Annotated in this window: 20 protein-coding genes; 10 read left to right on the forward strand and 10 right to left on the reverse strand. The window is 61.2% G+C overall.

All coding sequences use genetic code 11. From position 1 onward, the window contains the following. Nucleotides 1–58: 58 nt before the first annotated feature. The 4 genes from alkB to AC1RCO_RS03720 all read right to left on the reverse strand — a co-directional run bounded on the left by alkB (nucleotide 59) and on the right by AC1RCO_RS03720 (nucleotide 2,051). Nucleotides 59–739 (reverse strand): DNA oxidative demethylase AlkB, encoded by a 681-nt coding sequence (gene alkB, locus AC1RCO_RS03705; protein ID WP_492617404.1) that lies wholly within the window; start codon nucleotides 737–739, stop codon nucleotides 59–61. After that, nucleotides 729–1,445, reverse strand: a complete 717-nt coding sequence (locus AC1RCO_RS03710) for a 2OG-Fe(II) oxygenase (protein ID WP_492617405.1) — start codon at nucleotides 1,443–1,445, stop codon at nucleotides 729–731. Before AC1RCO_RS03710 ends, alkB begins: the two co-directional genes overlap by 11 nt. Before the next feature lie 103 nt (nucleotides 1,446–1,548). Then, the gene (locus tag AC1RCO_RS03715) at nucleotides 1,549–1,719 is read right to left on the reverse strand and encodes a hypothetical protein (protein WP_015635890.1); all 171 of its coding nucleotides are present in this window, start codon (nucleotides 1,717–1,719) and stop codon (nucleotides 1,549–1,551) included. Nucleotides 1,720–1,748: 29 nt separating this feature from the next. Continuing rightward, nucleotides 1,749–2,051 (reverse strand): DUF1883 domain-containing protein, encoded by a 303-nt coding sequence (locus AC1RCO_RS03720; protein WP_011061687.1) that lies wholly within the window; start codon nucleotides 2,049–2,051, stop codon nucleotides 1,749–1,751. A gap of 211 nt (nucleotides 2,052–2,262) precedes the next feature. Between AC1RCO_RS03720 and AC1RCO_RS03725 the strand changes: the two genes are divergently transcribed. From AC1RCO_RS03725 to AC1RCO_RS03740, 4 genes are all read left to right on the forward strand, one after another. After that, nucleotides 2,263–2,613 (forward strand): hypothetical protein, encoded by a 351-nt coding sequence (locus tag AC1RCO_RS03725; protein ID WP_011061686.1) that lies wholly within the window; start codon nucleotides 2,263–2,265, stop codon nucleotides 2,611–2,613. 297 nt (nucleotides 2,614–2,910) lie between these two features. Continuing rightward, a complete protein-coding gene (locus AC1RCO_RS03730; RefSeq protein ID WP_492617406.1) occupies nucleotides 2,911–3,561 on the forward strand; it encodes a c-type cytochrome in 651 nt (216 codons plus the stop codon). Between the two features lie 65 nt (nucleotides 3,562–3,626). Beyond that, nucleotides 3,627–4,478, forward strand: a complete 852-nt coding sequence (locus AC1RCO_RS03735) for a c-type cytochrome (RefSeq protein ID WP_255313436.1) — start codon at nucleotides 3,627–3,629, stop codon at nucleotides 4,476–4,478. Nucleotides 4,479–4,547: 69 nt separating this feature from the next. Beyond that, nucleotides 4,548–4,778, forward strand: coding sequence for a hypothetical protein (locus AC1RCO_RS03740; protein WP_011061683.1), 231 nt, complete (start codon nucleotides 4,548–4,550; stop codon nucleotides 4,776–4,778). A 14-nt stretch (nucleotides 4,779–4,792) separates the two neighbouring features. On the opposite strand, the gene AC1RCO_RS03745 is transcribed toward AC1RCO_RS03740, so the two are convergent. Beyond that, nucleotides 4,793–5,074, reverse strand: a complete 282-nt coding sequence (locus tag AC1RCO_RS03745; protein ID WP_011061682.1) for a hypothetical protein — start codon at nucleotides 5,072–5,074, stop codon at nucleotides 4,793–4,795. A 465-nt stretch (nucleotides 5,075–5,539) separates the two neighbouring features. Between AC1RCO_RS03745 and galU the strand changes: the two genes are divergently transcribed. Both galU and gorA read left to right on the forward strand, forming a co-directional pair. Then, nucleotides 5,540–6,379 (forward strand): UTP--glucose-1-phosphate uridylyltransferase GalU, encoded by an 840-nt coding sequence (gene galU / locus AC1RCO_RS03750; protein ID WP_011061681.1) that lies wholly within the window; start codon nucleotides 5,540–5,542, stop codon nucleotides 6,377–6,379. A 130-nt stretch (nucleotides 6,380–6,509) separates the two neighbouring features. Next, nucleotides 6,510–7,868 carry a glutathione-disulfide reductase gene (gene gorA, locus AC1RCO_RS03755; protein ID WP_041118540.1) on the forward strand — a complete coding sequence of 453 codons (1,359 nt, stop codon included), beginning with the start codon at nucleotides 6,510–6,512 and terminating at the stop codon, nucleotides 7,866–7,868. Here gorA and AC1RCO_RS03760 read toward each other — a convergent pair whose 3' ends face one another. Next, on the reverse strand, nucleotides 7,869–8,876 hold the full coding sequence (locus AC1RCO_RS03760; RefSeq protein WP_492617407.1) for a DNA-binding protein: 1,008 nt from the start codon (nucleotides 8,874–8,876) through the stop codon (nucleotides 7,869–7,871). It abuts the gene before it with no gap. 180 nt (nucleotides 8,877–9,056) lie between these two features. On the opposite strand from AC1RCO_RS03760, the gene AC1RCO_RS03765 reads away from it, so the two are divergent. The 3 genes from AC1RCO_RS03765 to ahpF all read left to right on the forward strand — a co-directional run bounded on the left by AC1RCO_RS03765 (nucleotide 9,057) and on the right by ahpF (nucleotide 12,400). Then, complete coding sequence (locus tag AC1RCO_RS03765) at nucleotides 9,057–9,995, forward strand: site-specific integrase (RefSeq protein WP_011061678.1); 939 nt, start codon at nucleotides 9,057–9,059, stop codon at nucleotides 9,993–9,995. A 151-nt stretch (nucleotides 9,996–10,146) separates the two neighbouring features. Next, on the forward strand, nucleotides 10,147–10,710 hold the full coding sequence (gene ahpC / locus AC1RCO_RS03770) for an alkyl hydroperoxide reductase subunit C (protein WP_011061677.1): 564 nt from the start codon (nucleotides 10,147–10,149) through the stop codon (nucleotides 10,708–10,710). Between the two features lie 124 nt (nucleotides 10,711–10,834). Further along, nucleotides 10,835–12,400 carry an alkyl hydroperoxide reductase subunit F gene (gene ahpF / locus AC1RCO_RS03775; RefSeq protein ID WP_492617408.1) on the forward strand — a complete coding sequence of 522 codons (1,566 nt, stop codon included), beginning with the start codon at nucleotides 10,835–10,837 and terminating at the stop codon, nucleotides 12,398–12,400. A gap of 172 nt (nucleotides 12,401–12,572) precedes the next feature. Here ahpF and gloA read toward each other — a convergent pair whose 3' ends face one another. Then, a complete protein-coding gene (gene gloA / locus AC1RCO_RS03780; RefSeq protein WP_011061675.1) occupies nucleotides 12,573–13,094 on the reverse strand; it encodes a lactoylglutathione lyase in 522 nt (173 codons plus the stop codon). Between the two features lie 198 nt (nucleotides 13,095–13,292). Here gloA and AC1RCO_RS03785 point away from each other — a divergent pair, with 198 nt between their 5' ends. Continuing rightward, the gene (locus AC1RCO_RS03785; RefSeq protein WP_011061674.1) at nucleotides 13,293–13,820 is read left to right on the forward strand and encodes a DUF4946 domain-containing protein; all 528 of its coding nucleotides are present in this window, start codon (nucleotides 13,293–13,295) and stop codon (nucleotides 13,818–13,820) included. A 230-nt stretch (nucleotides 13,821–14,050) separates the two neighbouring features. Here AC1RCO_RS03785 and AC1RCO_RS03790 read toward each other — a convergent pair whose 3' ends face one another. The 3 genes from AC1RCO_RS03790 to AC1RCO_RS03800 form a co-directional block, all read right to left on the reverse strand. Next, nucleotides 14,051–14,416 carry a histone-like nucleoid-structuring protein, MvaT/MvaU family gene (locus tag AC1RCO_RS03790; protein WP_011061673.1) on the reverse strand — a complete coding sequence of 122 codons (366 nt, stop codon included), beginning with the start codon at nucleotides 14,414–14,416 and terminating at the stop codon, nucleotides 14,051–14,053. 243 nt (nucleotides 14,417–14,659) lie between these two features. Beyond that, nucleotides 14,660–16,198 carry an EAL domain-containing protein gene (locus AC1RCO_RS03795; RefSeq protein ID WP_072441587.1) on the reverse strand — a complete coding sequence of 513 codons (1,539 nt, stop codon included), beginning with the start codon at nucleotides 16,196–16,198 and terminating at the stop codon, nucleotides 14,660–14,662. Nucleotides 16,199–16,287: 89 nt separating this feature from the next. Then, on the reverse strand, nucleotides 16,288–17,160 hold the full coding sequence (locus AC1RCO_RS03800) for a LysR family transcriptional regulator (protein WP_401400329.1): 873 nt from the start codon (nucleotides 17,158–17,160) through the stop codon (nucleotides 16,288–16,290). Between the last annotated feature and the right edge of the window lie 29 nt (nucleotides 17,161–17,189).

Below are 17,189 nucleotides of genomic sequence, written 5' to 3' on the forward strand. Positions count from 1 at the left end.
CAGATTAACCAAGCTGGGGTCGTTCGGCACTCCGGGTCTTGCGCTTGAATTCTCAACGTCAGCCGGCCCGGCGCAAGGTCAGGTTGATCCGTTGCTGGCCCAACAGCGGGTGGTGGCCGTCCTTGAGGGCCAGCACTCCGTGATAGCGCAGGCGGTCGACGCCGCCCCAGACCACCACATCGCCATGCAGCAGCGCGACCCGCTGGCTCTTGTCGCTGCGCTGCCGGCCGCCGAAGAGAAAGATCGCCGGCAGGCCCAGGGACAGGGACACGATAGGGGCCGAGTAGTCGCGCTCGTTCTTGTCCTGATGCAGTGACATCTTTGCCCCCGGCCGGTAGCAGTTGATCAGGCAGGAGTCCGGGGCGAACCCGGGAAAGCCGGCAGCCTCGGCCGCGGCTTCGGCCAGCTCCTGGAATACCTTGGGCAGTGCTGGCCAGGGGCGCTGGCTTTGCGGGTCGATGGGGCTATAGCGGTAGCCGCTGCGGTCGGTGGTCCAGCCCAGTTGCCCGCAACTGCTGAGGCCCACCGACATGGTGAAGCCGCCGGGCGTCTGCATCTGGCGAAAGGGCGCAGCGGCGAGCACGGCATCGAGTTGCGGCAGCAGCGCTTCGACCCAGGGCAGGGCGAAGCCGCGCAATACCCCGGATTGTGGGCCCAGGACCTCGACGCGGGCAGGCTGCTGCAGGTCGCTGTCACTGAACAGCCCGAGGGTGGCTGGGCCGCCATCATTACAGTGCATCGTGAAAAATCACTCCAAGGGTATGGCGCTGGCCACTGTGAACGCGACTGACACCGTGGCGCAAGGTCACCCGATAGTGCCCGCGCGCCCCGGCTACCGGGCGATGATGCACGGCGAAAACCAGCCCATCACCCTGCTTCAGACCAATGACCTGCGGCCGTGATTGCATGCGTGGGCGCTGTTCGGTGAGCACCAGTTCACCGCCGCTGAAGTCGCTTCCCGGCTGCGACAGCAGGAAGGCCACTTGCAAGGGGAATACGTGCTCGCCGTACAGATCCTGGTGCAGGCAGTTGTAGTCCCCGGGGCCGTATTGCAAGAGCAAGGGCGTCGGGCGCCTCTGCCCGGCGTCGTGGCAGCGCTGGATGAAGGCGGCGTGTTGCGTCGGGTATTGGACGTCGATGTTCATCAGGCGGTTCCAGCGGTTGGCCTGGTCCACCAGGCGCGGGTAGAGCAACTGGCGCAATTGCGCCACGGGCTCCGGCAGCGGATAGCCAAAATACTGGTACTGGCCACGGCCAAAGCCATGGCGGGCCATGATCACTTTCGAGCGAAACAACTCGGGGCTCTGGTAAAGCCGGCTCAGGGCCTGGCATTGCGCTGGGGTCAACAGGCCTTCGAGGCGGGCGCAGCCGTCCTGGTCGAGGGCCTGCTCGATGCGGGCCCAATCCAGTTGTTGCAGGCGATCGTGTAGCGAGGGGGCGGGCATGGCGGGAGTGTCCTGGGCGGTAGGGAACCCGGCCAGTCTGCGGCACGGTTGGCCGCCGAACACTCCGTTGCTTGCGCTTGAATCGGTGGTTCGCAGCGGCGCTCTACAAGGCCTTGCTGACGCTGACGTCGCTGATGACATCGTCGGACTGGCCATGCAGCGCCTCGAGGGCGGCCCGGGCTTCTTCCTCGGAGCCGGTCTGCAACTGGGCGAATTCGAAGCGGCGCTCACCGTTGAGCTTGTATTTGATGACGTACTTGGTGGTCTGGGGCACGGGGCTACCTGTTGTCGCGAGGGGAGGGCTTAGCGCAGTTTCGAGCTGGAGCGGCGAATGATGCGGATCGAATGCGTCAGGTTCGGCTTGCGGGTCACGCTGATGGGCCGGCGGTTGACGGTGTCGATGGTGATGTTCCAGAAGCCGGTGCTGGGGGCGGTGATCTTTGCCGGGAACTTGTCGAAGGCGCCGCCGTGATAGGTATGACGGCCGCCGTTCTTGAAGCTGCGGAAGTTGGCGTCGCTCATCAGGCGAATGTTGCAGACCTGGGAGCATTCGATGACGACGATATCGTCTTCGTTCAGGTGCTCGCGCTGGTGGATGAATTTCATGGGCGCCTCCAGAAGGGCTATAGCTACAAAAGCAAAAAACGTTTGCGTGGGCGGTGGCGCAGTTTATCAGGCCCAAAGGAGTATTATTCGGCCCCGGCGTCGAGCTTTGACAATTTAAAACAGTTATTTGGATTTTTATCGGCGATAAAGCCGTGCCTCCGGAGAAAAACGGCGCCTTTGCTGTCGGAGGGACTTTATTGGAGATTTTCATATGAAGCGCTGGGTGTGGGTTCTGGTCTTGGCCATCGGCGGTTGCGCAAGCGTCTCGGACATCAACCAGACACCGCCAACCCTGAGCGTGATTTCCGGCAAGAAGCCTCAGGAATACGCCAAGTGCCTGGCCGACAAGCTCTCCGGCAGCCGCGGCGCGCTGCAGGTCGAGCCGCACAAGGACGGCTTTCGGGTACTAGTGCCCCAGAGCCTGTCGCCGGCCCCGGCTGCAGTGTTCTACATTGAGGCGCGTTCCGGTGGCAGCAGCATCAAGCTGCACGAGCAGATGAGCAACAACCCCTTGCGCCCTCAGGATGTGCGCAAGGCCGGTGAAGACTGTATCTCCGGCTAAGCCGTTGCTCCCTGCGGGTGACCGGCCCCGGTTACCCGCTTGCATCCCTTCTCCAGACTTTGCCCCAGGCCCCGGGTAGCGCCGCCAAGCGCCGCCCGGGGCTGCTTTTGCGTGGGCAGAAGCCTTGTTGCACTGCGGCGATTAGCCGCTTTTTTTCGCCTGGTAAAACCTTGTTTTGCTGTTCGGTATTCGATAGGCGCGGGGCAATTTCGCGTTGTCCCGGTGGATCAATTGACCTACTATTTGTGTGCTTATGCCATGCAGGTCTAAGCATATAACTAGAATAATGGAGTCCATATGATCCCACTGGATCGAATGCTATTGAGTGGCCTGATGCTGCTGTTGGTTCAAACTGCCCATGCCGTGGAGGGGCAGAAAGTCTTTACCCAGGGAGGCGCCCAGCCGGGGGCGACGGCTTGCCTGGCCTGCCATGGCGCCGATGGCATGGGCCTGGCTCCGGCCGGGTTTCCACGCCTTGCCGGGTTGCCAGCGGGATATCTGGGCAAGCAGTTGCACGACTTTCGCAGCGGCGCCCGCACCAGCCCTGTGATGCAACCGCTGGCCAAGGCCTTGAGTGAAGAGGAAATCACCGCGGTCACCACGACCCTGGCCGCCATGCCTGCGCCCAAGCTGGCTCCTGTCAGCCGTAGCCAGGTGGCCACCGATGTCGGTGAGCGCCTGGCCCTGCGTGGTGCCTGGGAACGGCAAGTGCCCGAGTGCGTCAGTTGCCACGGACCGGGTGGCGTGGGCGTCGGTACCGCCTTCCCACCCCTGGCCGGGCAGCCTGCCAGCTACCTGGTGGCACAGCTCAACGCCTGGCGTGAAGGTACCCGCCACAACGACCCCAATGACTTGATGGGGCACATCGCCAAATCCCTGAGCGCCGAAGAAGTGGCTGCCGTGGCGGACTACTTTGCAACCTTGAACTCCCAGGAGGCGCGCCCATGAAACTATTGATTCCAGGGGCGCTGCTGAGCCTGCTCGCGATCCAGGTCCAGGCGGCCACCATCGCCATGGAGGACCAGTCGCAGATCTCGGCGCCGAGCGCTTCCGCCCATGTCGAGTACTTCAAGCCGCCGGCTGAAAGCGAGCTGCCGGACAACGCCTACGGCAAGCTGGTACGCGAAGGCTACGCCCTGTTCGTCGATACCAAGCGCCTGGCGCCGCAGTTCGTTGGCAACGGCCTCAATTGCAGCAATTGCCACCTTGACCAGGGGCGCCTGGCCAACTCGGCGCCACTGTGGGGCGCGTACCCGATGTACCCGGCCTATCGCAAGAAGAACGACAAGGTGAATACCTTTGCCGAGCGCCTGCAAGGCTGTTTTCAGTTCAGCATGAACGGTGGCAAGCCGCCGGCGGCGGACAGTCCGCAGATTACCGCGCTGTCGGTGTATGCCTACTGGCTGGCGAGCAAGGCGCCGCTGGGCGTCGAGCTGCCCGGGCGCGGGTATCCCGATGTGGCGCAGCCCGCCAAAGGCTACGACCTCAAGCAGGGTGCGGCGGTGTATCAGGCGCAGTGTGCGGTTTGCCACGGTGACAACGGCCAGGGCCAGAAGGCCGGTGCGGATTACGTGATGCCGCCACTCTGGGGCAAGGATTCCTACAACTGGGGTGCAGGGATGCACCGGATCAATACTGCGGCGTCCTTCATCAAGCACAACATGCCTCTGGGCAAGGGCGGCAGCCTGAGCGATCAGCAGGCCTGGGACGTGGCGGCGTTCGTCAACAGCCACGAGCGGCCGCAGGACCCGCGCCTGGTGGAGGGTTCCATCGAGAAGACCCGGGTCAAGTTCCACGCCAATGACGGGGTGAATTTGTACGGTCAGACGGTAGAAGGCGTGCTGATAGGCCAGGGCATCCGATAAACTAGCGCCCATTGTTGCCGGTGCCGCCCGGGCTCACGCCTGGGCGGCATCGATTTTTTGGGAGAAAGCATGAAGCGGGAAGATGTCAGGGCAAAGCATGCAGAGGGCTTGATCTCTGCCACCCACGTGATCCAGAACCCCGCCAATTCAGGGGAATGGATTGTGTTTTTCAAGAAGAGCGCCGGGCGCAGCTATTTTCTGGTGGACGACAGCGACGAGGTGGAATCTTTCTGCCGTCTCGACGACCTGATCGAAACCATTCGAGGCCTGGGCATCAAGTTCGCCGAAATTCATATGTAGAGGGCGTGCGCCTTCTACTTGCAGACCACCACCACGCTGCGGCTCTTATAGTTGCCAACATCGACGCCGAGGGTCTTGTCGCTTTCCTTGGTGGCGGGCGTGCCGACAGTGCTGACGATCCGATAGCCGGTGCCGGCGCAGGAGGCCTCGGCTTTCTCGTAACAGCTGGCCCAGGAGCTGGCCTCGCCAGAGCAATCGATGCTCAGGCCTTGTTCGCCATTGGCCAGGTAGGTATTGGAGGCGGTGGCACATCCACTCAGGGCCAGTACTGCGGTGACAGTGAAAAGTCTGTTCATGGGGGATTTCGTCATCTGAGGGGGAGGGGGTGAAGTGGCCGTGCATGCCAGTGGCGATGCTATAGCTAATGGCCATTTCGGTACAGCACGTCACCTTAGTCCTTCGCGGGCCTGCAAAAGTGCCGCAGCCCCTCTGGGTGAGGGGGTTGTGGTGCCTGCGGGTGAACATCGCCAGGGCGAAAACGGTGCCATCATGGAGTCCGGATGGCCCGCCTTGGCTGTTGAGTCGAGGGTGTACCTGGTCGATGCCTGGGGCATTCCGGCAACCCTGTGCAGGTGCCGGTTTACAAGCGCTGCGCGGTGATGGAGGTTTACCTGGCAGGCTATCTGGAGGATGCTGCGGAACTATCCGGCACTTTATTTCTCTATGATGGCAGCGGTTAGCCAGCGCGGGGCATTGTAAGGCGCTCGCGCCCTCATTAGACTGCGCCGAAACTCGTACACACAGCCTTTTTAAGGACTCATATGATCAAGAAATGCTTGTTCCCAGCAGCCGGTTACGGTACTCGCTTCCTGCCAGCGACTAAAGCCATGCCTAAAGAAATGCTGCCGGTGGTGAACAAGCCACTGATCCAGTACGGCGTTGAAGAAGCGCTGGATGCCGGATTGAATGAAATCTCCATCGTGACCGGCCGCGGCAAGCGCGCCCTCGAAGACCACTTCGACATCAGTTACGAGCTGGAAAACCAGATCAAGGGCACCGACAAGGAGAAATACCTGGTCGGTATCCGCAAGCTGCTGGACGAGTGCTCGTTCTCCTACACTCGCCAGACCGAAATGAAAGGCCTGGGCCACGCCATTCTGACTGGCCGCCCGCTGATCGGTGACGAACCCTTCGCCGTGGTGCTGGCGGACGACCTGTGCGTCAACCTCGAAGGCGACGGCGTACTGACCCAGATGGTCAAGCTGTACAAGCAGTTCCGCTGCTCGATCGTGGCCATCCAGGAAGTCGATCCGCAGGAAACCAACAAGTACGGCGTGATTGCTGGCGAGATGATCCGTGACGACATCTACCGCGTTCACAGCATGGTCGAGAAGCCAAAGCCGGAAGACGCACCGTCGAACCTGGCGATCATCGGTCGTTACATCCTGACTCCGGACATCTTTGACCTGATCGAGCAGACCGAGCCGGGCAAGGGTGGCGAGATCCAGATCACCGACGCCCTGATGAAGCAGGCGCAGAACGGCTGCGTGATGGCCTACAAGTTCAAGGGCAAGCGTTTCGACTGCGGTGGTGCCGAAGGCTACATCGACGCAACCAACTTCTGCTTCGAGAACTTCTACAAGACCGGCAAGGCTTACTGATAGCCGTTGCACGGGTTTTTCGGAAAAGCCACCTTCGGGTGGCTTTTTCATTTGTCGCCCTTATGTAGACCTCTGCGCTGACCCGATCGCCATCTGCGGTTATGCTTGTCAGCCTGCCTGGGAGAGTGAAATGGCCTACGATTTTGATCTTTATGTAATTGGTGCCGGTTCCGGCGGTGTGCGCTGCGCGCGATTCGCGGCGGGTTTTGGCGCGAAGGTCGCGGTCGCTGAAAGCCGCTATCTGGGCGGTACCTGTGTCAACGTCGGCTGCGTGCCGAAAAAGCTGCTGGTGTACGGCGCGCACTTCGCCGAAGACTTCGAGCAGGCCTCGGGTTTCGGCTGGTCCCTGGGTGAGGCGAATTTCGATTGGGCGACCCTGATCGCCAACAAGGATCGCGAAATCAATCGCCTCAACGGCATCTACCGCAATCTGCTGGTCAACAGCGGCGTGACCCTGCATGAAGGCCACGCCAAGCTGATCGATCCGCACCAGGTAGAGGTCAACGGCCAGCGCTACAGCGCCAAGCACATCCTCATTGCCACCGGCGGCTGGCCACAGATCCCGGATATCCCGGGGCGTGAGCATGCCATCAGTTCCAACGAGGCCTTCTTCCTCAAGGAGCTGCCCAAGCGCGTGTTGGTGGTGGGCGGTGGCTACATCGCGGTGGAGTTTGCCGGGATCTTCCATGGCCTGGGCGCCGATACCCAGCTGTTGTATCGCGGTGAGCTGTTCCTGCGCGGTTTCGACGGCGCAGTGCGCAAGCACTTGCAGGAGGAACTGACCAAGCGTGGTTTGGGCCTGCAGTTCAATGCCGACATCGAGCGCATCGACAAGCAGGCCGACGGCAGTCTTGAGGTCACCCTCAAGGATGGTCGCAAGCTGGCCGCCGATTGTGTGTTCTATGCCACCGGGCGCCGGCCGATGCTGGACAACCTGGGGCTGGAGAATACCGGCGTGAAGCTCGACAAGCGCGGTTTCATTGAAGTGGACGAGCAGTATCAGAGCAGTGAGCCGTCGATCCTGGCGATTGGCGATGTCATCGGCCGCGTGCAGCTGACGCCGGTGGCCCTGGCCGAGGGCATGGCCGTGGCTCGGCGCCTGTTCAAGCCCGAGCAGTACCGTCCCGTGGATTACCAGATGATTCCTACGGCGGTGTTCAGCCTGCCGAACATCGGTACCGTCGGCCTCACCGAAGAGCAGGCGCGAGAAGCGGGGCACAAGGTGCAGATCTTCGAGAGCCGCTTCCGGCCGATGAAACTGACCCTGACCGACTGCCAGGAACGCACCCTGATGAAGCTGGTGGTGGACGCCGACAGCGACAAGGTCCTGGGGTGCCACATGGTCGGCCCGGATGCCGGTGAAATCGTTCAGGGCCTGGCAATTGCCCTGAAGGCGGGGGCGACCAAGCGCGACTTCGACGAAACCATCGGCGTGCACCCGACGGCCGCCGAAGAGTTCGTCACCATGCGTACGCCTGTCGCGGGCTGATCAAGCCTTCGCAGGTGCGTCTGGCTGGGCCTTGGTGGCAGCAGCCAGGCGCAACGCCTCCAGGCCGGCCTCGGCCTTGGTGGCGCGCAACTCCATCTCCTTGCTCGATCGAGCCTGTTTCCTGGTTTGTTCCTTGAGTGCCTGAACTTCTTCCTGGGCAACGCGCAGGCGTTCCTGGAGCAGGGTGCTTTCGCTGTCCTGGCGGGCGACCTGTTCGCTCAGGCGGGCCTGCAGCGCCGAATTCTTGCTGGCGGCATCCTGGGCTTGCTTGAGCTCTTTGTGGATGGCGCGCTGTTCGCTGAGCAGGCGCTCGTTATCGCGATGCAGTTGGGTGATCTCGTCCTGGCGTACCAGCGCGCTCTGTTGGGCCTGGCGCAGCTCCATCTGGATTTGTTGCAACTGCCCTTCGTGGCGGCGCTGCTCCTGTTCGCGCTGTTCCTTTCTGGCCGCGCGGTAGTGCTCCAGGGCGTCCCGGGCATGCAGGTGCTTTTCCTCCAGGGAGTGGATCTGCCGCTCCTTGTCCTCCAGCCGCAGCTCAAGGCCCTTGAGTGCCTGGTTGAGTTCGGCGTTGCGGGTCTGTTCGCTCTGCAGCATGGAGCGAGTGTCTTGCAGGGCGGCGCTTTCCCCGGCCAGGGCGCTGGCCTGAATCTGCAACTGCTGTTGCAACTGCTCCTGAAGCTGGTGGGCTTCGTTCAACTGGTGTTCCAGCACCTGCTTCTGTTCTTCGAAGTGGGCGAGGGCTTGCTCCAGGGGTTCCTGGGCCTGCTCCTGCAGACGTTGCGCCAGGCGCCCCACCAGTTCGCCCAGCTCTTGGTCCAGGGGCGCAGGGCCGCTGTCACGCCGGCTGGCGCCGTCATCCAGCTCCTTGAGATAGCGGTGGATGGTGGTTTTCGAGCCGGTATTGCCCATTTCGATGCGTACTGCGTCGATGCTGGGGTGTTCGCCGCGGGCAAGAATCGCCTGACGCGCTTTCTTCACCACCGCCTTGTTTATGCCTCCGCGAGCCATGCATCCTCCGACGATTTAGTACTGTGTTACGTGGTATGTAATTACATTGAATTGTACAGCAGATGTGAAATTATCAAAAGCCTGAAACTGACATGGGATATTATGGTATTACCCCGTGTGATAGGCGCTGAGGGCGGTTTTCGCCAGCCATCGCCGTACATTTGCCTGAGTTGAGCTGCCATGAGCGAGCTGGATCGTTATCTGCAAGCCGCCACCCGCGACAACACCCGTCGCAGCTATCGGGCGGCCATCGAGCATTTCGAAGTGCAGTGGGGCGGTTTCCTTCCGGCTACGGCCGAAAGCGTGGCCCGCTACCTGGCCGCCTATGCCGGTGAGCTGTCGATCAATACCCTGCGGTTGCGCCTGTCGGCCCTGGCCCAGTGGCACAGCAGCCAGGGCTTTGCCGACCCGACCAAGGCACCGGTGGTGCGCCAGGTGTTCAAGGGCATCCGTGCGCTGCACCCGGTACAGGAAAAACAGGCGCAACCCTTGGAGCTGCAGCACCTGGAACAGGTCGTCGCCTGGCTAGATGAGGAGGTGGCGAGTGCCGCAGCTGAACAGCGCCAGGGGGATCTGTTACGTGCCCGGCGTGATCGGGCGCTGATCTTGCTGGGCTTCTGGCGGGGCTTTCGCAGTGATGAGCTGTGCCGCTTGCAGATCGAGCATGTGCAAGCGGTGGCTGGGTCGGGCATCAGCCTCTACCTGCCCCGCAGCAAGAGTGACCGTGACAACCTTGGGCGGACCTTTCACACCCCGGCCTTGCTGCGCCTGTGCCCGGTGCAGGCCTATATCGAGTGGATCAACAGCGCGGCGCTGGTGCGCGGGCCGGTGTTTCGCGGCATCAACCGCTGGGGGCGCCTGAGCGAGCAGGGGTTGCATGCCAATAGCGTGATCGCGTTGCTGCGCCAAGCCCTGGAGCGTGCCGGTATCGCTGGCGAACATTACACCAGCCATTCCCTGCGCCGGGGCTTCGCCACCTGGGCGCACCGCAGCGGTTGGGATCTGAAATCACTGATGAGCTATGTCGGCTGGAAGGACATGCAGTCCGCCATGCGCTACGTCGAGGCCAACCCGTTCATGGGCATGGCGCGCATCGGCGAGAAGCCGGTACAGCAGTAGATTAAGGTTTCTTCTATTAATACTGTTGGCTGATAGTCAAAACCAATCGGCAGCATCAGGTTTGCCAATGAGCCAAGGGGCGATTCATTGGTTAGGATTCTCCCCATCAAGTTTTCACCCAATGTTCTCAACCACTGATGGAGAGTCAACGATGCCTATCATCAACAGCCAAGTTAAACCCTTCAAAGCTACCGCATTCAAAAACGGCGCATTCGTCGAAGTGTCGGACGCCGATCTGAAAGGCAAATGGTCTGTCGTGTTCTTCTACCCGGCTGACTTCACCTTCGTGTGCCCAACCGAGCTGGAAGACCTGGCCGACAACTACGCCGAATTCCAGAAGCTGGGCGTCGAGATCTACAGCGTTTCCACCGACACCCACTTCGCCCACGCTGCCTGGCACAACACTTCGCCAGCCATCGGCAAGATCCAGTACACCATGATCGGCGACCCGACCCTGGCCATCTCCCGCAACTTCGATGTGCTGATCGAAGAAGCCGGTCTGGCTGACCGCGGCACCTTCGTGATCAACCCTGAAGGGCAGATCAAGATCGTTGAAATCAACGACGGCGGTGTAGGCCGTGACGCTTCCGAGCTGCTGCGCAAGATCAAGGCCGCTCAGTACGTCGCTGCTCACCCAGGCGAAGTCTGCCCAGCCAAGTGGAAAGAAGGCGAGGCCACCCTGGCTCCGTCCCTGGACCTGGTCGGCAAGATCTAAGTCCATGCATTACCCAAGGGCGGTGATCCGCACTTAAGCCAGCTGCACCGCCCTCAAACAACGCCCGGGCGAGATTCGCTCGGGCGTTGTTTTTTCTACCGAATCAAAACAGGAGATCGCCCGTATGTTGGACGCCAATCTTAAAGCTCAGTTGAAGTCTTACCTGGAACGGGTCACCCAGCCGATCGAGATCGTAGCCTCCCTCGACGACGGTGCGAAATCCCAGGAAATGCTCGCGTTACTCAAAGACATTGTCAGTCTTTCCAACCAGATTACCTTGCTCGATAACGGCAGCGACGCGCGCAAGCCTTCGTTCTCGTTGAATCGCCCGGGAAGTGATATCAGCCTGCGTTTCGCCGGTATTCCCATGGGCCACGAATTCACTTCCCTGGTGCTGGCCTTGCTGCAAGTGGGTGGCCATCCATCCAAGGCCAGTGCCGAGGTGATCGAGCAGATCCGCTCGCTCAAGGGCGAGTTCAATTTCGAAACCTACTTCTCGCTGTCCTGCCAGAACTGCCCGGACGTGGTCCAGGCGCTGAACCTGATGGCGGTGCTCAACCCCAACATCCGTCACGTGGCCATCGATGGCGCGCTGTTCCAGGCCGAAGTCGATGAACGCAAGGTCATGGCGGTGCCCAGTGTCTACCTCAATGGCGTGAACTTCGGCCAGGGGCGCATGGGGCTGGAGGAAATCCTCGCCAAGCTCGACACCGGTGCGGTGGAGAAGCAGGCGCAGAAACTCAACGCCAAGGAAGCCTTCGACGTGCTGGTGGTCGGCGGTGGTCCAGCGGGTGCTTCGGCAGCCATCTATGCCGCTCGCAAAGGCATCCGTACCGGTGTGGCTGCCGAGCGTTTCGGTGGCCAGGTGCTGGACACCATGGCGATCGAGAACTTCATCTCGGTGCAGGCAACTGAAGGGCCGAAGCTGGCCGCCGCCCTGGAAGAGCACGTCAAGCAGTACGACGTGGACATCATGAACCTGCAGCGGGCCAGTGCCCTGGTGCCGGCCAAGGAAGTCGGCGGCTTGCACGAGATCCAGTTCGAAAGCGGCGCCAGCCTCAAGGCCAAGTCGGTGATCCTGGCTACCGGTGCCCGCTGGCGCGAGATGGGCGTGCCGGGTGAGCAGGAATACAAGGCCAAGGGCGTGTGCTTCTGCCCGCACTGCGACGGCCCGCTGTTCAAGGGCAAGCGTGTGGCGGTGATTGGCGGCGGCAACTCCGGTGTCGAAGCGGCCATCGACCTGGCGGGTATCGTCAGCCACGTGACCCTGCTGGAGTTCGACAGCAAGCTGCGGGCGGATGCGGTGTTGCAGCGCAAGCTCTTCAGCCTGCCCAACGTCAAAGTCATCACCAGCGCCTTGACCAGCGAAGTGAAGGGTGACGGCCAGAAGGTCACCGGCCTGGCCTACAAGGACCGTGATTCGGGCGAGTTCCACACGGTGGGCCTGGAAGGCATCTTTGTGCAGATCGGCCTGTTGCCCAACACCGATTGGCTCAAGGGCACCGTCGAGCTGTCGCCTCGTGGCGAGATCATCGTCGATGCCCGCGGCGAGACTTCGCTGCCTGGGGTATTTGCTGCAGGTGACGTCACCACGGTGCCCTACAAGCAGATCGTGATAGCCGTGGGCGAGGGCGCCAAGGCTTCCCTCAGTGCATTCGATCACTTGATCCGTACCTCAGCACCGGCTTGATCGGTCGCTTAGAAAAACAAAACCCCATGAGCCTGGCTCATGGGGTTTTTTATTGCTGTGCCGGCAGGCACCGGCTTGTCGCTGAAGTGGCCGCTGGGTCTTGCGCCGCCCTTGAGAAGGGGAGTGCTGACAATCCAGCTTCTACACAGGCCGGCTTCGCACCTGCATAGGTTTACAGCGGTGCTGGCTGGATGATCTCGACCCAGTAGCCGTCCGGGTCCTTGATGAAGGCCAGGCTTTTCATCCGGCCATCGTTCAGGCGCTTCTGGAAATCGCAGCCCAGGGCTTCGAAGCGCTCGCAGGCGGCGACGATGTCCGGCACCGAGATACAGATGTGGCCGAAGCCGCGCGGGTCGCTGTTGCCGTTGTGGTAGGCGAAGGCTGGATCGTTCTCGGTGCCGTGGTTGTGGGTCAGTTCGAGAATGCCGGGAATCGACTTCATCCACTCGGTTCGCGCGCCAGCGTCTGCCGGGATCTGTGCCTTGTCCACCAGGGCCAGGAAGTACAGGCTGAACTCGGCTTCAGGGAAGTCGCGTTTTTCCACCAGGGAAAAGCCCAGGACCCGGGTGTAGAAGTCCAGGGAGCGAGTGATGTCCTTGACGCGCAACATGGTGTGGTTGAACACGAAACGGGCAGTGGCCGCATCCGGTTGGGCGGTCACGCCGGGAAAGGTATTGAGTTCGTTGAGGCTCATGGGCCCTCCAGAAGAAAGTGCGGCCAAGACTGCTTGCCGGGGCAAGCAGCCTTGGCTGGCAATGGTTCGGACATCCTTGGGATCGGGCAATGATACGCAAGTGGGTCGGCTGGCGCCAAACCCAAAGCTCCTGATCTATTGCCCATTCCTGGCGCCGGGCTCAGACTTCCAGGCCCCTTTACCTCAGTGTGCAAACGCATGATCGAGTCTTTTAAGTTCCGCGCCGCAGCTCTGTTGCTACTGGCGCTGGCCGGTGTTGCAGAGGCCGAGCCGCAAGTGACCTGGCCCCAGGGCTGGACGGTGGAACCGCTGCCGGCCCCAGAAGGCGAAGAGGCCGCCAAGGTGTCCCGGCAGAGAGCGGTCAAGAGCGATACCGCTGGCAATCCACTCATGGTCATGGAGTTGACCATGACTCAGGTGGACAGTGGGCATGTAGTCAATCTGCAGGGGGTATTGCTGGAGATGCGCAAGTCGGTGCAAAAGGACTTTGCCCAGGGTGGTTATCAGAGTGTCTGTAACAAGATTCATGCCGCGCAGTTGAGTCGTCTCGAGGCGCTGGAGACTACTTGCACCATTACCCAGAATGGCCGGCATGTGCTCTCGCAAACATTGGTGGCGGCACTGAATGGGGATAAGGCTTATGTACTTTCATACGCTGGCCAGGCTGCGGCTTTTGCCGAGAGCCAGGATGAAATACTCGCTGTACGAAATGGCCTTAAACTTTAAGGAAAAATCTGAACCAATCGGTTCGCTTTCTGCAGGTTGCCCGTTCGTTAGCGAAAAGGCATTAAGCCTGAAGTTGCTCGGGAATCAGACGTTATTGCGCGATGTATCGGCTAGGGGGAGGGGTGGGATCCCGCTCGGCTCTTCCCTTAGATGCAAGTCGTAATAAGAATTTTCTTAATCAATGTAAAAGGCCCTACATATGCAGGGCCTTTTTCGGGGTGCGGCCTTGTTCAAGCGCGCAGCCAGGAATCCACAGTGGCGGCACCGTACTGTTCTTTCCAGGCCTTCAGGCCGCGGTGATTGCCGCCTTTGGTTTCGATCAGTTCACCGGTGTGCGGGTTCTGGTAGACCTTGACCACGCGGGCACGGCGCTGCTTGGGGGCGTTGGCCTGTGGCTGGCCGGCCTTGCCCTGGTTGGGATCAAGGATGGCGATGATGTCACGCAGGCTCTTGTCGTAGGACTTCATCAGGGCCTGGAGCTTTTCTTCGAACTCGATTTCCTTCTTGAGCCCGGCGTCGTTTTTCAGGGATTCAAGCTGCGCGAGCTGTTCTTGAAGTGCTTTTTCTGCAGCACGAAACTCAGCAAGTCTGGACAATATCTTCACTCCACTAGTCTATTTGGCTGATACAAACCACAAACAAAGCTATAAGCCATGAGCCGATTAAGGCTCGATTAAGTGGCCTACCTGTGAATCTTGTACAGGCGGGAAAAATTGTAGTAGTTAATGCATCGAGAGTAAATCAGGTTGTTCTTGTTAAATGCGATATTGACCAATTGATTCAAATTTGTGCAGGCCCCGAGTTGTTAGATCCAGCACTTTTTGTTCGGGTATGGCTATTTAATGGCGCGCCAGGGCTGCAACAAATTCGGCACTGGGCATGGGCCGTCCGAATAAATAACCTTGCAGGAAATCCACCCCTTTTGCTGCTAGATAATCCCGCTGTTCTGCAGTTTCAATACCTTCGGCGACAATGCCCAGATCGAGTTTGGCCGAGAGTTCGATAATGCTGTCGAGTATATGCAGGGACAGTGCGTCGGCACCGATCATGGCGACGAAACTCTGATCGATCTTCAAATAATCCACATTGAACTGGCGCAGATAACCCAGGCTGGAATGCCCGGTACCGAAGTCGTCGATGGCGATCATCACACCCAGTTCGTGCAGGGCGGCAAACAGCTGGTGGGTGGTGGCCGTGGGCTCGATCAGTTCGCGTTCGGTCAACTCCAGCACCAGGATCACCTTGCCTGGGGGGAAGCCGGCGAGGAACTCCCGGCAGTCCTCCAGCAACTGCAGGTCATGGCAATGGCTGGCGGTGATGTTGATACCTATATGGAAACCGTCGGTAAAGTGCGCGGCATGGGGCGCCAGGGCTTGTTGGGTCTGCTGCATCAGCGAGCGGGTCATGGGCACGATCAGCCCCGAATGCTCGGCGAAGGGGATGAACAGGTCCGGGCGCACCAGCCCCTCTTTCGGATGCTGCCAGCGCATCAGGACTTCGATGCCGGCCCACGCCAGGGTGTCCCCGCGCACCACCGGCTGAAAGTACGGAATGAACTCCTGCGCCCCCAGTGCCCGTTGCAGCTCGTGGGTGGGGGAGGCGGAGCGCTTTTGCAGCCAGTGGGCAAGTACGCCCGCCGCCGCGCCGAAAAACACCAGCAGGCTGAACAGCGCCGGGTACTGGCTCTTCATGTAGTTCCACACGTCGCCCTCGGGAAACCCCGAGCTGACGCTGTAGGGATAGCGCGATGAGCTCAGTTGCTGGCTGGCCACGGCCGCCAGTGGCGGGCTGCCCTCGTGGACACGGCCGTCGCTGGACAGCCAATGCCCGCCGACCTGCAATTGCAGGTCGGCGAAGCGGCTGATCAGGCGCAGGGCATTGGTCAGGTGATAGCCGTCGATGGTGGCCAGGGCGGCGCGATCGCCCTCGCTCCAGCGATAGACCAGCAGGGCCGTGTCGGGGGTGACAGGGTTGCCGCTCATCAGCCAGAGGCGGCCGTCCACGTAGTCCAGGGGGTTGAGCGGGACTGCGAAACTGCCGAGCAGGGAGCTGCAATAGTTGTTGTTGCGCCACACCAGGTTGGTCGAGCGCACGAACGGTCGGCGGGTGACCTGTTCGCGCAGGGCCAGTTGCCGGACTTCATCACAATCGCGGCCCACCTGGGGCAGCAGCGCCCTGGCGGCGATGTCGGTGTTGTCGAGCATCAGGTCGAACTGGCGGATGGCCTCTTCGGCGGTTTCCAGGCTGCTGTGCATCAGTGTTCGTTCGGCCTGGGCGTAGAGGATGAGGGCGCCGAGCCCGATGGGAAGAAGCATGGCCAGCAATGTCCAGAAGGTACGGGTAGAGCGCTTCAATGGACCTTTGGCGGTCAGGGGCATGGATCGGACCTGTGGGCGGGCGAGGGGTAGGATGGCACCGGGGGGCATGGCCCCTGCGGCTGTCTTGATCATCGCAGGATAGCCGGCTTTTACCGGCGATAAAGGCGCTGCGCGTGCTGGATGAAGGCCAGGGCCGCCGGCGACGCCTGGCGTCGGTCGAGCACCGCGATCCCCACTTGGCGGCGTACGGCAGGCTCCAGGGGGCGGCTGGTGTAGCGCGGGTCCGCGGCCTGGGGCAGGGACAACTCGGCAATGATGCTCAAGGCATCGCCGCGAGCCACGGTTTCCAGGGTGCTCAGCAGTTGGGTGCTGCGGTAGCGGATATTGGGCCGCAGGCCGGCACCGATGAACAGGCGTGACACCAGCTCCGCCGAGCCGGCTTCGGTGAGCACGAAGGGGTCATGGCACAGTTGGTCCAGGCGCAGTTGCGCTTCACTGGCCAGGGCGTGGCTGGCTGGAATCAAGGCCAGCAACTGGTCCTCGACCACAGGCACTGTGTCGAAGCGCTCCTGGGGCAACACCACGAAGCCCAGGTCCACCCGTCGTTCTTCCAGCCATTGCAGGACCTGGCGATCGGGGCCTTCGTCGATATGCACTTCGATGTCCGGATATTCGCGGCGGTAGTCGTGAAGAATCCGGGGCAGGAGGCGGATCGACGAGGTGGGGCCGAACGAGCCGATGCGCAAGGTGCCGCGCTTCATGCCCCGGGCATCCGCGGCTTCCTGGGCCAGGGTCGCCGCCAGGCCGAGCATGGCCCGGGCGCGCAGCAGCAACTGGGTGCCGATGTCGGTGAGTTCGACCTGGGCCTGGTGCCGGCGAAACAGGTCCACCTGCAGCTCCTGCTCCAGTGACTTGATGGCATGGGACACCGCCGACTGGGTGATGCCCAGGCGCGTGGCGGCGCTGGTAAAGCCCTGGAGTTCGGCCACCAGGGAAAAGATCTCCAGCTGGGTCAGGGTCATGAGTAAAAGCTCATTTTACGATAATCAGG

The organism is Pseudomonas sp. GW823-FHT03E05 (assembly GCF_058796855.1).

What these genes read in the sequence shown, in the direction of transcription:
- alkB (WP_492617404.1), bottom strand. Translation starts at nt 739, where the DNA reads ATGCACTGTAATGATGGCGGCCCAGCCACCCTCGGGCTGTTCAGTGAC.
- AC1RCO_RS03710 (WP_492617405.1), bottom strand. Translation starts at nt 1,445, where the DNA reads ATGCCCGCCCCCTCGCTACACGATCGCCTGCAACAACTGGATTGGGCC.
- AC1RCO_RS03720 (WP_011061687.1), bottom strand. Translation starts at nt 2,051, where the DNA reads ATGAAATTCATCCACCAGCGCGAGCACCTGAACGAAGACGATATCGTC.
- AC1RCO_RS03725 (WP_011061686.1), top strand. Translation starts at nt 2,263, where the DNA reads ATGAAGCGCTGGGTGTGGGTTCTGGTCTTGGCCATCGGCGGTTGCGCA.
- AC1RCO_RS03730 (WP_492617406.1), top strand. Translation starts at nt 2,911, where the DNA reads ATGATCCCACTGGATCGAATGCTATTGAGTGGCCTGATGCTGCTGTTG.
- AC1RCO_RS03735 (WP_255313436.1), top strand. Translation starts at nt 3,627, where the DNA reads ATGGAGGACCAGTCGCAGATCTCGGCGCCGAGCGCTTCCGCCCATGTC.
- AC1RCO_RS03740 (WP_011061683.1), top strand. Translation starts at nt 4,548, where the DNA reads ATGAAGCGGGAAGATGTCAGGGCAAAGCATGCAGAGGGCTTGATCTCT.
- AC1RCO_RS03745 (WP_011061682.1), bottom strand. Translation starts at nt 5,074, where the DNA reads ATGAACAGACTTTTCACTGTCACCGCAGTACTGGCCCTGAGTGGATGT.
- galU (WP_011061681.1), top strand. Translation starts at nt 5,540, where the DNA reads ATGATCAAGAAATGCTTGTTCCCAGCAGCCGGTTACGGTACTCGCTTC.
- gorA (WP_041118540.1), top strand. Translation starts at nt 6,510, where the DNA reads ATGGCCTACGATTTTGATCTTTATGTAATTGGTGCCGGTTCCGGCGGT.
- AC1RCO_RS03760 (WP_492617407.1), bottom strand. Translation starts at nt 8,876, where the DNA reads ATGGCTCGCGGAGGCATAAACAAGGCGGTGGTGAAGAAAGCGCGTCAG.
- AC1RCO_RS03765 (WP_011061678.1), top strand. Translation starts at nt 9,057, where the DNA reads ATGAGCGAGCTGGATCGTTATCTGCAAGCCGCCACCCGCGACAACACC.
- ahpC (WP_011061677.1), top strand. Translation starts at nt 10,147, where the DNA reads ATGCCTATCATCAACAGCCAAGTTAAACCCTTCAAAGCTACCGCATTC.
- ahpF (WP_492617408.1), top strand. Translation starts at nt 10,835, where the DNA reads ATGTTGGACGCCAATCTTAAAGCTCAGTTGAAGTCTTACCTGGAACGG.
- gloA (WP_011061675.1), bottom strand. Translation starts at nt 13,094, where the DNA reads ATGAGCCTCAACGAACTCAATACCTTTCCCGGCGTGACCGCCCAACCG.
- AC1RCO_RS03785 (WP_011061674.1), top strand. Translation starts at nt 13,293, where the DNA reads ATGATCGAGTCTTTTAAGTTCCGCGCCGCAGCTCTGTTGCTACTGGCG.
- AC1RCO_RS03795 (WP_072441587.1), bottom strand. Translation starts at nt 16,198, where the DNA reads ATGCCCCTGACCGCCAAAGGTCCATTGAAGCGCTCTACCCGTACCTTC.
- AC1RCO_RS03800 (WP_401400329.1), bottom strand. Translation starts at nt 17,160, where the DNA reads ATGACCCTGACCCAGCTGGAGATCTTTTCCCTGGTGGCCGAACTCCAG.